Below are 14,175 nucleotides of genomic sequence, written 5' to 3'. Positions count from 1 at the left end.
GTGTTGCCACGTCTATCACTCCTGGTCTCCTGCTGCTCAACAAAGCAGCAGGTTAGGGTTAGTACGTGGGTCAGGTTTGGATGGAAATCCTGGGGGTTAGTGGGTCACTTCTGCGTGGAAATCAACAGTGTTGCGCGACAGCCCCGTCATGCGCGCTATCTCGCGCTCCGACAGCTTGTCCCTCACGTGCAGCCGTCGGATCCTGCCAATCATGTCCATGGTGATCACTCCTCGAACCCCACTGCTTAAATAAACAGCAGGGTAGGTTGAACACCTGGCTCATTTTTACTTCGGCCCTACCTAGAAAACTGGCTCAGTTTCCGGTCGGCGCCAACACGCAGGGAGTTATGCAGGACATCCCTAGGGAGCGTCCGTACGAATCGAGCGGTAAGTGTGCGCCGCAGACCGCCCGAGACCGCAGATGCACACGGTGCGATGATGTGTCAGAGGATCCCTAGAGGTTGGTGGCTGCGACCACCTCGGACATGTCGGTCAGGCCCTGCAGCGCCTTGTCGATGCCGTCCTGGCGCAGGGTGCGCATGCCGGCCGCCAGCGCGGAATGGCGGATGTCTGATGCTGGGGCACGGTGGCGGATGTGCTGGCGGATCGCCTCGTCGCTCATCATCAGCTCATGGATACCTAGTCGCCCGTGGTAGCCATGGCCGTCGCATTGTGGGCAGCCCACATGGCGCCACAGTCGCAGTTCGCCCTGTGCCCCACCGTACTGCTGGCGCCAGCGCGCGATCTGCGCCTGGCGGCTTTCGGGCGTGTTGCCGGTGCCACTTTCCAGGTACTGCGAGGCCAGGCCCATCAGCGTATCCATGTCGGCGACCTGGGGCGCCCGGCAGGCGGTGCACAGGCGGCGCACCAGGCGCTGTGCCAGGATGGCGAGCAGCGAGTCGGAAAAATTGAACGGGTCCAGGCCGATTTCGAGCAGCCGTGCAATGCTCTCGGGCGCCGAGTTGGTGTGAAGGGTGGACAGCACCAAGTGCCCGGTGAGCGATGCCTCGATGGCGATGCGCGCGGTTTCCTCGTCGCGCATCTCGCCGATCATGATCACGTCGGGGTCTGCGCGCAAGAAGGTGCGCATGGCCGCAGCAAATGTCCAGCCGATGCGCGGGTTCACCTGCACCTGACGCAGGCCCTCCTGCGTGATCTCGATGGGGTCTTCGGCCGTCCAGATCTTGCGGCCTGCGGTGTTGATGTCGCGCACCACCGAGTGCAGCGTGGTCGTCTTGCCGCAGCCCGTCGGGCCACACACCAGCACCAGGCCGTAGCTCTTTTGCACCACGGCCCGCAGGGCCTGCAGGTTGTCGGGGCTCAGGCCAATGTTTTCCAGCGGCAGGGGCTTGGCGCCTGCCAGCAGGCGCAGCACCACGTCCTCCAGCCCGCGCGAGGTGGGCACTGTGACCACGCGCAGCTCCACCGGCGGGCCGCCAAAGCGGGCAAAGTCGATCTTGCCGTCCTGGGGCTTGCGGTGCTCCGAGATGTCCATGCTGGCCATGATCTTGATGCGCGCCACCATCGCAAAGCGGTAGCGCGCAGGCAGCTCCAGATAGGGCACCAGATCGCCGTCGATACGCAGGCGCACGCGCACATTGCGCGGGGCGGGCTCAGTCTCGATGTGGATGTCGGAGGCGCGGTGGTTGATGGCCTCGTCGATCACCGAGTTGATGAGCCGCACCAGGGTGTTGTCCGACTCGCTGATCACGTCGGCCTGTTCGGCATCGGCGTCCGGCGCGGCACTGCTCAGGTTGGTCAGCAGCTCCTGCGAGGTGGCGCGGGCGCCTGCGCTGGCATTGCCTGGCGCTGCGGAGGTGGTGCGGTAGGCCTTGTGGATGGCGGGCATCAGCGTGCCCGGCGCAGCCTGCAGCGGGATCAGGCGCCGCTGGGTCAGAAAGCGCATCTCGTCCACCAGCACCCGGTCCCAGGGGTCGGCCATGAGCAGCACCAGCGCGTCCTCGCGCGCTATCAGTGGCAGCACGGACTCGCGCTCGGCCACGGCACGGGGGATCATGGCCAGGGCCGAGGCCTCGGGGGTGATGTCTCCGGGGTGCACCGTGTACTCACCCAGCCAGGTGGCGATCACGTTGCGCAGCTGTTCCTGGGTCAGGGCCCCCCGGTCCACCAGGATCTGGCCAATGGGCCGGTGCTGACCCTGGCTGCGTTCTACCTGCTGCGCCTGCAGGCCCTCGGACAACGCGGGTGTGGCCAGCAGACCGGCATGCACCAGCGCCTCGCCCAGGTGTCGCGCCTTCCCCACTGTGGGGTGGGGGGTGGAAATCTGCCTCCACAAGGCCTCTGCACTGGGGGGCCGAAAGCTGTGGGCGGGTGGGGGTGCGGAGGCAGTGGCGTCAGTCATCGGATCAGCAGGGCCGGGTCATAGGCGGAATTCGTAGTCCACAGTGATGGGTGCGTGGTCGGAGAACTTCTCGCCCTTGTAGATGGATTCTGTGCGCGCCAGCGCCGCCAGCGCTGGGGTGGCCAGGTGGTAGTCCAGCCGCCATCCCACGTTGTTGGCATAGGCCTGGCCGCGGTTGCTCCACCAAGTGTAGGCGGTGTCGGTCGCGGTCGGTTGTAACTGACGGTACACGTCGATGATGCCGCCGCCTTCATCAGTTGTGTGCAACAACTTTGTCATCCAGGCGCGTTCTTCGGGCAAAAAACCACTGTTTTTCTGGTTGCTGCGCCAGTTTTTGAGGTCTATTTGCTGGTGCGCAATGTTGATGTCGCCGCACAGGATGAATTCGCGCTCGGCCTTCAGGCGCATGAGGTGCGGGTGGAATTCGGCCAGAAAGCGGAACTTGGCCTGCTGGCGCTCTTCGCCCGAGGAGCCGCTGGGAAAATAGGCGCTGATGATGGACAGCTTGCGCGCAGGCGTGTCAAAGCGAAGCTCCACATAGCGGCCTTCTGCATCAAACTCTTCAGATCCATAGCCAACTACTATGTTGGAAGGCGTGTGCCGGGTGTACACCCCTACACCGGAGTAGCCCTTTTTCTGGGCAAAGTGGAAGTGGCCCTGCAGGTCGGCGAGCTGCTCAAAGCGGTTGGCCATGTCGGGCGCCTGTGCCTTGACTTCCTGCACACAAATACAATCCGGCCGCGTGGCTGCCATCCAGCTTTCCACGCCTTTGCTGGTGGCCGAGCGGATGCCATTGAGATTGAGGCTGGTTAATTTGAACAAGGATTTCCCCATGGTGGATGTTGGCGCGCAAACCTCAGAGCAGGGCCAGCTGGCGCAGGATTTTGTCCGTTTTGCCGTTGAATCGGGCGTGCTGAGGTTTGGTGAATTCAAGACCAAGGCCGGGCGCCTGAGCCCCTACTTCTTCAACGCCGGTCTGTTTGACGACGGCCGCAAGATCGGCCGCCTCGCAGAATTCTATGCAAAAGCCCTGCTGGCCAGCGGCATCGAATTCGACATGGTTTTTGGTCCTGCCTACAAGGGCATCCCGCTGGCTGCCACCGTGGCCGTGGAGCTGGCCCGCCTGGGCCGCAACGTGCCTTTTGCCTACAACCGCAAGGAGGCCAAGGACCATGGCGAAGGTGGCACCCTGGTGGGCGCGCCGCTGCAGGGCCGGGTGCTGATCGTGGACGATGTGATGTCGGCCGGCACCGCCGCCCGCGAGTCCATCGCCATCATCAAGGCGGCAGGCGCCACGCCCCATGCGGTGGCCATTGCGCTGGACCGCCAGGAAAAAGCCACAGAGAATGGCCAGGACGTAGACCACAGCGCCGTGCAGTACGTGCGCCACCAGCTGGGCATGCAGGTGTGCGCCATTGCACGTCTGGCAGACTTATTGCTCTACCTGGAGCAAAACGGGGAGGATGCAATGCGCTCCCACCACGAAAAAGTGCTGGCCTATCGCCAGCGGTATGGCGTCAACGAGGGGTAGACAACTTTGAGCAGCAGCAAATCGGCGTGGATCATGGGCGGGGTTCTGCTGGCCACCCTGGCTGCCGATTTGGCGCGGGCGCAGGCGCCGGCCGGGGGCATCTACACCTGTGTGGACCGCAATGGCCGACGTCTGACTGCCGACCGCCCCATCCCCGAATGCCTGGACCGTGAGCAGCGCGAGCTGAGCCCTTCGGGCACTGTGCGCAGGCAAATCGGCCCCTCCCTCACTGAGCAAGAGCGCAGCGCCCAGGAGGCCCAGCAGCGCAAAGAAGCCGAGGCCCGCGCCCGCGAAGTGGAGGAGCGCCGCCGCGAGCGCGTGCTCACCACCCGCTACCCCGACAAGGCGGCCCACGATGTAGAGCGTGCAGCCGCGATCCAGATGGTGGATGACGTGACCGCCACTGCAGAAAAACGCATCGCCGAACTCAAGCAGCAGCACAAGGCGTTTGAGCTGGAGATGGAGTTCTACAAACGCGACCCGAACAAGGCCCCCATGGCGCTTCGCCGCAAGATCGCGGAGAACGAGGACAGCATGGCCGAGCAGCAGCGCTTCATTGCCGGGCAGGACCAGGAAAAACGGCGCGTGCACCAGCGTTTTGATGCCGAGCTGGCCCAGTTGCGCAAGCTGTGGGAGTCGCAGCGCCTGCCTGCTTCGGCCTCCGGGGTCGCAGCGGAAACGCCTGCCGCCAGCCGGTAAAAACGGGCCATAACAAGACACGAAAAAACGAAGGGGCCGTGAGGCCCCTTTGTTTTGGTCGTTGCTGATTGCAGCCCGTCGGGCGATCAGCTTGCGAGTTTGGCGCGCAGCAGCTCGTTCACCTGCGTCGGGTTCGCCTTGCCCTTGCTGGCCTTCATGATCTGGCCAACCAGCGCATTGAAGGCCTTGTCCTTGCCCGCGCGGAACTGCGCCACGTTGTCGGCGTTGGCGGCAATCACCTCGTCGATGATTCTTTCGAGCGCGCCAGAGTCGTTCATCTGCTTGAGGCCCTTGGCCTCGATGACGGCATCCACTTCCTGGCCCTCGCCGGTCCACAGCGCGTCGAACACCTGCTTGGCCGCGTTGTTGGAGATGGTGCCGTCGGCGATCCGCGCGATCAGCGCGGCCAGCTGGGCTGACGGGACGGGGGCCTGCTCGATGCCGATCTCGGCCATGTTCAGGCGGCGCGAGACCTCGCCCATGATCCAGTTGCTGGCCAGCTTGGCCTGGCCGCAGGCCTTGGCCACGGCTTCGAAGTAGGCGGCCATCGCCTTGCTCTGGGTGAGCGTGGTCGCGTCATATTCCGGCACCCCGTAGTCCGCCACAAAACGCGCGGCCATGGTGCGAGGCAATTCGGCCATCTGCGCGCGCTGCTCCTCGATCCATTGCTCTGAAATATGTAGCGGTGGCAGGTCGGGATCGGGGAAGTAGCGGTAGTCGGCTGCGTCTTCCTTGGTGCGCATGGCGCGCGTTTCGCCCGTGTCCGGGTCGAACAGCACGGTGGCCTGCTGGATCGCGTGGCCGTCTTCGATCTGCTCGATCTGCCAGCGGATTTCGTAGTCGATGGCCTGCTGCATGAACTTGAACGAGTTCAGGTTCTTGATCTCGCGGCGCGTGCCCAGCGGCTGGCCAGGCTTGCGCACCGACACGTTGGCATCGCAGCGGAAGCTGCCCTCCTGCATGTTGCCGTCGCAGATGCCGATCCAGGTGACGATCTTGTGCAGCTCCTTGGCGTAGGCCACGGCTTCTTCGGACGAGCTCATGTCGGGCTCGGTCACGATCTCCAAGAGCGGCGTGCCCGCACGGTTCAGGTCAATGCCCGACTGGCCGATGAAGTCCTCGTGCAGCGACTTGCCCGCGTCTTCTTCAAGGTGGGCGCGCACCAGGCGCACGGTCTTCTTTTCGTCGCCCAGAAAGAACGACACTTCGCCGCCCTGCACGACCGGGATCTCGAACTGGCTGATCTGGTAGCCCTTGGGCAGGTCGGGGTAGAAGTAGTTTTTGCGCGCAAAAATGCTCTTCTCGGCAATATGGGAGCCGAGTGCCAGTCCTAATTTGATAGCACAGGCCACAGCCTCGCGATTCATCACGGGCAGAGTGCCGGGCAGGGCCAGGTCCACGGCGCAGGCTTGGGTGTTGGGCTCGGCGCCAAAGGCGGTGGCGGCGCGGCTGAAGATCTTGCTCTTGGTGGCGAGCTGGGTGTGGGTTTCGAAGCCGATGACGACTTCGTAGCCATGGATAAGTGCTTGCTTTGTCATACTTGAAATTCAACTGTCTTCATCTGCGTGGAGATACACCGCCACGCTTACGGATGCGATACCCAAGACGATAGATGTCGGGCATATCCAGTCTGGTGTCGTCATCGCGGAGTATCAAGATGCCAAGCTCCACCAAGGTGTCCCGGAGCTTTTGGCTATTGGAAGTAAGCCTGTCGCCCTCATCCCAGGGCACGAACACATTTTTGGCGGAACATTGCTCGCTGATTAAACGAGGTGTTGGCGTTCCATCTACCCCGATGCTCCACACCCCGTAGATCTCCTTAACGGAAATCGGTGTGGATCGGTCATTGAACGCTGCCAGCGCAGTGCCCACCCAGAAATAGTCTTCTTTCAACTCCTCCACTCGCGCGTCACTGGCCGCTCGCACACCGTTTTGAATACCAGCCGGCATCAGTACCGACACAGAGTTCGGCCTTTGAGACGCTTGGAGAGCCTCTTTGAGGGAAGCGGCAAACGTGCGAGGACTGACTCGATCTTTGCCATCTGCCAAGTGCTTGTACCACCATGTGTACACGTGCCCTTTGGTCGGGCTGCTGCCCATGTACGGGGGGGCAATAAGCTTCAGGAACTCGGTTAGTTTTCCTGCATCAGGAGACGATTGAACGAGCACCTCATGCCAATAACCATCGCTGAGTTGAAGCTGCGGCGGACCAAATGTATCGCTCAAGAGTTTTTGAAACCCTTGGCTCCCCTGCGCGAGCTTATGCCAATGCAATGCATAGATGTCCTCTCGGGTCCATTTGAGATGAACTGCTTCGTTGACCAATTTAGAGGCATCGGGAAACGACAGTACGTTAGGCATATTGGTCATGTCTTCCCGCAAAAAGACCTTGAACCGCAAGCCCTTGAGCTGTCGAGTGTCCAACAGGAGCTGCAGCAACCCACGCAAGTAGTCAACGCTGTGCGCCAGTTGTCCTTGCATCCGATCTAGCGCATCAAAAACCATGAGCGCCACTTCGCCGGACTGCGACAGGGTCAAGTTGATCTGCTCCAGCGAACGTGTGAGCGCATCTCGGTTACTACCGGCCCACAGCAGCGCCTCTGTCCAACCGCCATCGCTGGTGGGGTTGGGCATACCAACAACAACACCTCTCGCCTCACATAGAGACCGCAACTCATTCAACACCAAGGCTAGCCAGAGTACACGAGGCTCAAGAGAGCCTTGCAGCTTTTCCAGATGAGTTCTGTCTGGCAAGCGTGTCGAAAAAGCAGCTTCATCCCAGCGAATAGATCCAACAAACCGCAACTTGTTGAACCCCTTGACCACTTTGGACAAGGCGGGTCGCAGGCTTTCGTTGGTCAGTGCCTCACTCCAGAACGACTTGCCAGCACCGCGCATTCCGATCACCAGAGGTCGATCCAATGCCAATGCTCGGACATGTGCTGGTGGAAAGAAGATGTCCGTCGGCTGCGTCGGCTTGTCTTCAGACCGCCAGTTCTGAGCCACATTCAACAACTCAGATCGCAGCTGAGCAGCCTCCTGGCTATTCATGATCAAGGCCCCCAGTTCCAAGCAGTTGGTTGAGGAGTTGCTTCAAATCGCCAAACGCTTTTTCGAATACAGCAGCATCCAGCTGCGCAGGGTTTTGGATGGGGTCGAAATGCCGCAGCACATCGTCCCAGCGAACGCGCCAGGGGCGGTGGGGCGCATCAGGATCATCCGCGCCGTAGTTGAAGCCATCGCCCTCCATCTGATCGGGCGTAAGTTCCTCGTAAAGATGCTCCAAAAACAAGCGGTAGCTGGCATCCAAGAAGGCCTTGTCATACGCCGTATCGACAGGTGTCAAGGCACTGACCACATGCAGTCTTGATCGGAAGTCTTCGCCGCCTTCCTGCAAGTTAGCGAAGTGCTGCCAATGCTTAAACAAATATTCGTAAGCCGTCCAAGTGGCGCGTCCATGAGTTGCGAACAAAAGTCCGTGCGCGTCCAACTGCGTCAGTGCAACAGCGGCTGTGTCGTCGATCCCGGCGCGAGAGTCGATCAAAACCACATCTGGAGTTAGCTGAGCCTCAAGGCGCATCAGAAGTTTCTTGAACCGTTGGACGTAGCCTTGTTCGGCAACATCTTGATAAAGACGTCCCAGCTTGCCTACATAGTCTTGTGTCTCTCTCCCAAAAGAGGGGGCAACCCACACTGTGCCCTCGCCAACCACGCTTGCATCTAGGCCGCTTCGCTCGTACAGACGCGCACTATCGATAAGTTCATCTGCTAAATCTGAGCGTAGCCCATCAAGTGCAAACCAGTCCAGCAAGCCGTAGTCAGGTCGCAGTTCGTCAGCCAATAGGGTCGCCGAAACCCCTGGGGACTCAAAGTCCGCGTCTAGAACCAACACCTTCTTGCCCTGACCCAGCAAGTGATAGGCCGACGCAAGCAACGCGCTACTACGTCCAACGCCTCCTTTGATACCGAAGTAAACGATGCGTAGAGGATGCGCTCCATCAACAGGGACTGGGGATTGAGTCCATATCTTCTCTTTTGCTTGCCGCTCAATCCAATATGCGGGAAGAGGGTCAAGTTCCTCCCAAAGCACCTTATCAGCGCTGGCCCAAAGAGCTTCCGCGTCGAACAGCTCGTCTTGGTACACAAATCCGTTCGGATCGAACAAGAGAACTCCCGCCGCAGCTTCCAATGCAGTTCTCGCAGTGCGAATGGCAAGCCGAGAAGCCTCAGGGAGCTTGTCAAACTTCTTGTTTCCAGGCACTCCGATATGAATTCGACCTTGCCAATCTCGGATCACGAGGAGCGAGTTAAACGGAGCGCAGAATAGCTGAAGGTACTGGCACCAATCGTTTTTGTGCGCTTCAAGTGTGCCCCGGATGGCATCGATCCGATCTTGCGTCTTGAGGTAGAGATCAATCGTCATGCCAATTCCCGCTGCACCAACTGCAACAGCCCCAACAAACCCCGTGCGCTTTGAAGTTGCGCAGAGACCTGAGCCTCGGAAAACTCAGTGCTCATCCGGCTCAGGTAGCGCTGCCCGATGTCCCAGCCATTGAATCCACTTTGATACTTGATGGCCCCTGCGACACGGCTGGGATGCGTTTGCAGTGTTTGGTGGTTCGCGAACTCGGCCCATAGGCTGGCACCGATGTGCTTTCCAGAAACCCGATTGACTTGGGGTTGAAGATTGCTCATCAACGCCTTGAGAACGCACTCTGCAGCAATCCCGTAGCAATGGCTTGCAGTAGCAGGGTGTGCGGTATGCACTGCATCGGCACTGAGAAAATGTCGTTCTGCTGCGTCCGCGTAGTCGTGCATGTCAGAACCCCTCCGGCGTCTTCAGATGCCAGTCAGTGGCCTGTTGCAGGCGGTGTGCGGTGTTCAGCAACTGGGCTTCCTTGAAGTAGTTGCCAATCAACTGCAAGCCCACAGGCATGCCCCCCTCGCCAAAACCGGCGGGCACGCTCATGCCCGGCAGGCCAGCCAGCGAGCCGGGCAGGGTGAAGATGTCGGCCAGGTAGTCGGCCAGCGGGTCGTTGCCGTGGTCGCCCAGCTTCCAGGCCACGGTGGGGGCCACGGGGCCGGCGATGACGTCACAGCTCTTGAACGCGTTCTGGAAGTCGTCGGCGATCATGCGGCGGATCTTCTGCGCCTGCAGGTAGTAGGCGTCGTAATAGCCATGCGAGAGCACATAGGCGCCGATCATGATGCGGCGCTTGACCTCGTCGCCAAAACCTTCGGCGCGGGTCTTCTTGTACATGTCCACCAGGTCGGTGTAGTCCTTGGCGCGGTGGCCGAACTTCACGCCGTCAAAGCGGCTCAGGTTGGACGACGCTTCGGCCGGAGCAATGATGTAGTAGACCGGAATGGACAGCTGCGTGCGCGGCAGACTGATGGGCACCAGCTTGGCGCCGAGCTTCTCGTATTCCTTCAGGGCACCATCCACGGCGGCGCGCACATCGGGCGCCAGGCCTTCGCCAAAGAACTCGGCGGGGATGCCGATGCGCAGGCCGTCGATGCTGTCGTTGAGCTTGGCGCTGAAGTTCTCGGCAGGCACGTCCAGGCTGGTGGAGTCGCGGTCCGGGTCGGGGCCGCACATGGCGGACAGCAGCAGCGCGCAGTCTTCTGCCGAGCGGGCCATGGGGCCGGCCTGGTCGAGGCTGGAGGCAAACGCGATCATGCCGTAGCGGCTGGCGCGCCCGTAGGTGGGCTTGATGCCGGTGATGCCGCAGAACGACGCGGGCTGGCGGATGGAGCCTCCGGTGTCGGTGCCGGTCACGGCTGGTGCCAGGCGCGCGGCCACGGCCACGGCGCTACCGCCGGACGAGCCGCCGGGGATGCGGTCGGTGGCCCAGGGGTTGCGCACGGGGGCGGGGGTGTCGGAGCCCATGGGGGCGACGGCGGAGTTCTCGTTGGCCGAGCCCATGGCGAACTCGTCGCAGTTGAGCTTGCCCAGGGTCACGGCGCCTGCGTCGGCCAGCTTGGTGACCACGGTGGCGTCAAAGGGCGACTGGTAGCCCGCCAGCATCTTGGAGCCTGCGGTGCTGGGGAAACCTTTGGTGACAAAGATGTCCTTGTGCGCAATTGGCACGCCCGCCAGCGGGCCTGCGGTGCCTGCAGCAATGGCGGCGTCCTGGGCGCGGGCCTGGGCCAGGGTGATCTCGGGGTTTACGGCCACGTAGGCGCCCAGGTTCTGGTGGGCCTGTGCGCGGGCGAGGAAATGCTGGGCGGCCTCGACGGCCGAGACGCGGCGCTCGCGCAGTTCGGTGGCCAGCTGGGCCACGCCCAGGTCATGCAATGCGGTGGAAGTCATGCGGCGGGGCTCTTACTCGATCACTTTGGGCACGAGGAACAGGCCTCGTTCGACAGCGGGGGCGCTTTGCTGGTTGGCTTCGCGCTGGTTGGGCTCGCTGGCCAGGTCTTCGCGCAGGCGCAGCTGCACGTCCTGGATGGCGGCCACGGGGTGGGCCAGGGGCGTAACGCCCGAGGTATCCACAGCCCGCATCTGTTCCACGATGTCAAAGAAACCATTGAGCTGCGTGAGCATGCGCTCACTTTCGGAGGGTGTCAGCTCAAGCCGCGCCAAGTTGGCAATGCGGCCGATGTCCTGGGGGGTCAGTGCCATAGGGAGGAGAATCTAGAGAAACCAGAAGTAAAGCTGTGATCCGGGGCTCGCCGGAGGGAGTTATTCACAGGGGATGGGGTATTATCCCGGCTTTGCCGCAAAGCTCCCGGAATGGGAGTCAATTGCGTGAAAAAAGCCAATAAACACCCCTGAAATACCTGGCGATGGCAGGCCGACGCGCATGCCGTGCCCGAGAGGACTTTTGAATGTTCGGAGCTTTCCGTCGGTACTTCTCCACCGACCTTGCCATTGACCTTGGCACAGCCAACACCCTCATCTTCGCCCGCGACAAAGGCATCGTCCTCGACGAACCTTCCGTGGTCGCCATCCGCCACGAAGGCGGGCCCCACGGCAAAAAAGTCATCCAGGCCGTAGGCCACGAGGCCAAGGCCATGCTGGGCAAGGTGCCCGGCAACATCGAAGCCATCCGCCCGATGAAGGACGGCGTGATCGCCGACTTCGTGATCACCGAGCAGATGATCAAGCAGTTCATCAAGATGGTGCATCCGCGCACGCTGTTCACCCCCAGCCCGCGCATCATCATCTGTGTGCCCTGCGGCTCCACCCAGGTCGAGCGCCGCGCCATCAAGGACGCGGCCGAGGCGGCGGGCGCCACGGCGGTGTACCTGATCGAAGAACCCATGGCCGCCGGTATCGGCGCCGGTCTGCCCGTCTCGGAAGCCTCGGGCTCCATGGTCGTGGACATCGGTGGCGGCACCACCGAAGTGGGCGTGATCTCGCTGGGCGGCATGGTCTACAAGGGCAGCGTCCGCGTGGGCGGCGACAAGTTCGACGAAGCCATCATCAGCTACATCCGCCGCAACTACGGCATGTTGATCGGCGAGCCCACGGCCGAAGCCATCAAGAAGAACATCGGCTCGGCCTTCCCCGGCTCCGAAGTGCGCGAGATGGAGGTCAAGGGCCGCAATCTGTCCGAAGGCGTGCCACGCAGCTTCACCATTTCTTCCAATGAAGTGCTGGAAGCGCTGACCGACCCGCTCAACCAGATCGTCTCGGCCGTGAAGAACGCGCTGGAACAGACCCCGCCCGAGCTGGGCGCCGACATTGCCGACCGCGGCATGATGCTGACCGGCGGCGGTGCGCTGCTGCGCGACCTGGACCGCCTGCTGGCCGAGGAAACTGGCCTGCCGGTGCTGGTGGCTGAAGACCCGCTGACCTGTGTGGTGCGTGGCTGCGGTATTGCGCTGGAGCGCATGGACCGCCTGGGCAGCATCTTCACGAGCGAGTAACTGGCAGGCGCCTGTACATGGCAGGCACTTTTTTGCGCTCTGAATTGCATGACCGCTCTTGCTCCAATGCTTGTTTCTGAGCACACGCCCATGGAGCTTGCTCCCTGCGGCAGAGACTGACCGCTGCGCACCATGCCACTCGGTACCTTGGAGCGCAGCGCTCCCCCCTTCTTCAAACAGGGCCCTTCGGCCCTGTCGCGTTTGGCTGTGTTCAGTGCGCTGGCGCTGTTCCTCATGGTGGCCGACGCGCGCTTCCACATCACAGACCCGCTGCGCAAGGTGGTGGCCACCGTGCTTTACCCGGTGCAGTGGCTCATGCTCAAGCCGGTGGAATTTGCCAGCCAGGGCTCCAGCTACTTCCAGTCGCTGCAGACCGCACAGCAGGACCTGGACGCTGCCCGCAAGAAGATGACCGAGATGGGCCAGCGCGCCAACCAGGCCGATCAGCTGGCCCTGGAAAACGGCCGCCTGCGCAAGCTGATGGATCTGCGCGACCGGCTGCAAACCCCGGCCCAGGCGGCCGAGGTGATCTACGACACGGCCGACCCTTACACCCGCCGCGTGGTGCTGGACCGGGGCCAACTGGGGGGCGTGGAGCTGGGCGCACCCGTCATGGACGAGGCCGGGGTGCTGGGCCAGGTCACGCGGGTGTTCCCGCTGGTGAGCGAGGTCACGCTGCTGGTGGACCGCGACCAGGCGATCCCTGTGCTGAACATCCGCACCGGCGTGCGGGGCGTGGCCTATGGCGACCCCGTGGCGGGGCATGGCGGTGGCATGGAGCTGCGCTTCATGCCCGCCAATGCCGACATCCGCGAAGACGATCTGCTGACCACCAGCGGCGTGGACGGCCTCTACCCCCCGGGCCTGCCCGTGGCGCGGGTGGTGCGGGTGGAGCGCCGGGCCGACTCGGCGTTTGCCCGCATCTACTGCGCGCCGCTGGCCCAGGTGCAGGGCGCGCGCCATGTGGTGGTGCTCAAGCCGCTGGCCGAGCACGAGCTGCAGCGCCCCGAACCGGCGCACCCGGTGCCATCGAACAAGCGCGGAGGCCGCAAGTGAGCCGCCGCATCCTCCCCAGCATCCAGACGAAAGGACACACGCCATGATCATGCCGCGTGGTGAGCCCCTGCTGATGCCGGTGAACCCGGTGTTCATGTGGTTCAGCCTGGTGGCGGGCCTGGCCATCAACATGCTGCCGCTGGGCCGCATCGTCTGGACGCCCGACCTGCTCATGGTGCTGCTGGTCTTCTGGGGCGTGCACCAGCCGCTGCGCATTGGCATGGGTGCAGCCTTTGTGCTGGGCCTGTGCATGGACGTGAGCCAGTCGGCGCTGCTGGGCCAGCATGCGCTGTCGTACACCGTGCTGTCGTTTGGCGCCATTGCCATCCACCGCCGCCTGCTGTGGTTCAGCGTGCCGTCGCAGGCGCTGCAGGTGTTCCCGTTGTTTGCGCTGGCCCACGCCGTCGAGCTGTTGCTGCGCATGGCGGCGGGCGGCATTTTCCCGGGGCTGTGGAGCCTGCTGGCGCCGCTGATCGAGGCGCTGCTCTGGCCCCTGGCCAGCTGGGTGCTGCTGGCGCCCCAGCGCCGCCCGCCCGACAGCGACCAGAACCGGCCGTTGTGAACATGAGGCAACCCCCTGAGCGGCTGCGCCGCTTCCCCCTTCTCTCACAGTGCTGCGCACTGTGGGAAGGGGGACGACGCCCTCGCGGCG

14 protein-coding genes are annotated in these 14,175 nt (G+C 62.7%); 5 read left to right on the top strand and 9 right to left on the bottom strand.

Going from position 1 to position 14,175, the window contains the following annotated elements; translation table 11 throughout:
• Window positions 1-96 precede the first annotated feature (96 nt).
• The 3 genes from ACYZGB_RS18765 to ACYZGB_RS18755 all read right to left on the bottom strand — a co-directional run bounded on the left by ACYZGB_RS18765 (window position 97) and on the right by ACYZGB_RS18755 (window position 3,184).
• The gene (locus ACYZGB_RS18765; RefSeq protein ID WP_462390384.1) at window positions 97-219 is read right to left on the bottom strand and encodes a hypothetical protein; all 123 of its coding nucleotides are present in this window, start codon (window positions 217-219) and stop codon (window positions 97-99) included.
• A gap of 235 nt (window positions 220-454) precedes the next feature.
• On the bottom strand, window positions 455-2,362 hold the full coding sequence (locus ACYZGB_RS18760; protein WP_462390381.1) for a GspE/PulE family protein: 1,908 nt from the start codon (window positions 2,360-2,362) through the stop codon (window positions 455-457).
• An 18-nt stretch (window positions 2,363-2,380) separates the two neighbouring features.
• Window positions 2,381-3,184, bottom strand: coding sequence for an exodeoxyribonuclease III (locus tag ACYZGB_RS18755; RefSeq protein WP_462390380.1), 804 nt, complete (start codon window positions 3,182-3,184; stop codon window positions 2,381-2,383).
• A gap of 10 nt (window positions 3,185-3,194) precedes the next feature.
• On the opposite strand from ACYZGB_RS18755, the gene pyrE reads away from it, so the two are divergent.
• Window positions 3,195-3,893, top strand: coding sequence for an orotate phosphoribosyltransferase (gene pyrE / locus ACYZGB_RS18750; RefSeq protein WP_462390379.1), 699 nt, complete (start codon window positions 3,195-3,197; stop codon window positions 3,891-3,893).
• A gap of 33 nt (window positions 3,894-3,926) precedes the next feature.
• Complete coding sequence (locus tag ACYZGB_RS18745) at window positions 3,927-4,592, top strand: DUF4124 domain-containing protein (RefSeq protein WP_462390383.1); 666 nt, start codon at window positions 3,927-3,929, stop codon at window positions 4,590-4,592.
• Between the two features lie 86 nt (window positions 4,593-4,678).
• Here the strand turns inward: ACYZGB_RS18745 and gatB are convergent, their stop codons facing one another.
• From gatB to gatC, 6 genes are read right to left on the bottom strand one after another with little or no spacing between them, the layout of a single operon-like run.
• Window positions 4,679-6,130: an Asp-tRNA(Asn)/Glu-tRNA(Gln) amidotransferase subunit GatB gene (gatB, locus tag ACYZGB_RS18740; protein ID WP_462390378.1), complete on the bottom strand. Its 1,452-nt coding sequence runs from the start codon at window positions 6,128-6,130 to the stop codon at window positions 4,679-4,681.
• 19 nt (window positions 6,131-6,149) lie between these two features.
• Window positions 6,150-7,649 (bottom strand): hypothetical protein, encoded by a 1,500-nt coding sequence (locus ACYZGB_RS18735; protein WP_462390377.1) that lies wholly within the window; start codon window positions 7,647-7,649, stop codon window positions 6,150-6,152.
• Complete coding sequence (locus tag ACYZGB_RS18730) at window positions 7,636-9,015, bottom strand: KGGVGR-motif variant AAA ATPase (RefSeq protein ID WP_462390376.1); 1,380 nt, start codon at window positions 9,013-9,015, stop codon at window positions 7,636-7,638. Before ACYZGB_RS18730 ends, ACYZGB_RS18735 begins: the two co-directional genes overlap by 14 nt.
• Complete coding sequence (locus ACYZGB_RS18725) at window positions 9,012-9,410, bottom strand: hypothetical protein (RefSeq protein WP_462390375.1); 399 nt, start codon at window positions 9,408-9,410, stop codon at window positions 9,012-9,014. Before ACYZGB_RS18725 ends, ACYZGB_RS18730 begins: the two co-directional genes overlap by 4 nt.
• Window position 9,411: 1 nt before the next feature.
• Window positions 9,412-10,905 (bottom strand): Asp-tRNA(Asn)/Glu-tRNA(Gln) amidotransferase subunit GatA, encoded by a 1,494-nt coding sequence (gene gatA / locus ACYZGB_RS18720; protein WP_462390374.1) that lies wholly within the window; start codon window positions 10,903-10,905, stop codon window positions 9,412-9,414.
• 12 nt (window positions 10,906-10,917) lie between these two features.
• Window positions 10,918-11,217, bottom strand: coding sequence for an Asp-tRNA(Asn)/Glu-tRNA(Gln) amidotransferase subunit GatC (gene gatC, locus ACYZGB_RS18715; protein ID WP_055394393.1), 300 nt, complete (start codon window positions 11,215-11,217; stop codon window positions 10,918-10,920).
• Window positions 11,218-11,423: 206 nt separating this feature from the next.
• Here gatC and ACYZGB_RS18710 point away from each other — a divergent pair, with 206 nt between their 5' ends.
• From ACYZGB_RS18710 to mreD, 3 genes are all read left to right on the top strand, one after another.
• Window positions 11,424-12,467, top strand: a complete 1,044-nt coding sequence (locus tag ACYZGB_RS18710; RefSeq protein ID WP_008907364.1) for a rod shape-determining protein — start codon at window positions 11,424-11,426, stop codon at window positions 12,465-12,467.
• A 132-nt stretch (window positions 12,468-12,599) separates the two neighbouring features.
• Complete coding sequence (gene mreC, locus ACYZGB_RS18705) at window positions 12,600-13,523, top strand: rod shape-determining protein MreC (RefSeq protein ID WP_462390373.1); 924 nt, start codon at window positions 12,600-12,602, stop codon at window positions 13,521-13,523.
• Between the two features lie 43 nt (window positions 13,524-13,566).
• The gene (gene mreD, locus ACYZGB_RS18700; protein WP_063460974.1) at window positions 13,567-14,085 is read left to right on the top strand and encodes a rod shape-determining protein MreD; all 519 of its coding nucleotides are present in this window, start codon (window positions 13,567-13,569) and stop codon (window positions 14,083-14,085) included.
• The last annotated feature ends 90 nt before the right edge of the window (window positions 14,086-14,175 follow it).

The organism is Acidovorax sp. Q11 (genome assembly GCF_054950075.1).
The sequence above is the reverse complement of the archived record's forward strand: the minus strand, read 5'-3'. Positions and strand labels throughout refer to the sequence as shown.

Coding starts and splice junctions, on each gene's coding strand:
- gatC (WP_055394393.1), bottom strand. CDS start 11,217: ATGGCACTGACCCCCCAGGACATCGGCCGCATTGCCAACTTGGCGCGG.
- ACYZGB_RS18765 (WP_462390384.1), bottom strand. CDS start 219: ATGGACATGATTGGCAGGATCCGACGGCTGCACGTGAGGGACAAGCTG.
- gatA (WP_462390374.1), bottom strand. CDS start 10,905: ATGACTTCCACCGCATTGCATGACCTGGGCGTGGCCCAGCTGGCCACC.
- ACYZGB_RS18760 (WP_462390381.1), bottom strand. CDS start 2,362: ATGACTGACGCCACTGCCTCCGCACCCCCACCCGCCCACAGCTTTCGG.
- mreC (WP_462390373.1), top strand. CDS start 12,600: ATGCCACTCGGTACCTTGGAGCGCAGCGCTCCCCCCTTCTTCAAACAG.
- pyrE (WP_462390379.1), top strand. CDS start 3,195: ATGGTGGATGTTGGCGCGCAAACCTCAGAGCAGGGCCAGCTGGCGCAG.
- ACYZGB_RS18725 (WP_462390375.1), bottom strand. CDS start 9,410: ATGCACGACTACGCGGACGCAGCAGAACGACATTTTCTCAGTGCCGAT.
- ACYZGB_RS18730 (WP_462390376.1), bottom strand. CDS start 9,015: ATGACGATTGATCTCTACCTCAAGACGCAAGATCGGATCGATGCCATC.
- ACYZGB_RS18710 (WP_008907364.1), top strand. CDS start 11,424: ATGTTCGGAGCTTTCCGTCGGTACTTCTCCACCGACCTTGCCATTGAC.
- gatB (WP_462390378.1), bottom strand. CDS start 6,130: ATGACAAAGCAAGCACTTATCCATGGCTACGAAGTCGTCATCGGCTTC.
- mreD (WP_063460974.1), top strand. CDS start 13,567: ATGATCATGCCGCGTGGTGAGCCCCTGCTGATGCCGGTGAACCCGGTG.
- ACYZGB_RS18745 (WP_462390383.1), top strand. CDS start 3,927: ATGGGCGGGGTTCTGCTGGCCACCCTGGCTGCCGATTTGGCGCGGGCG.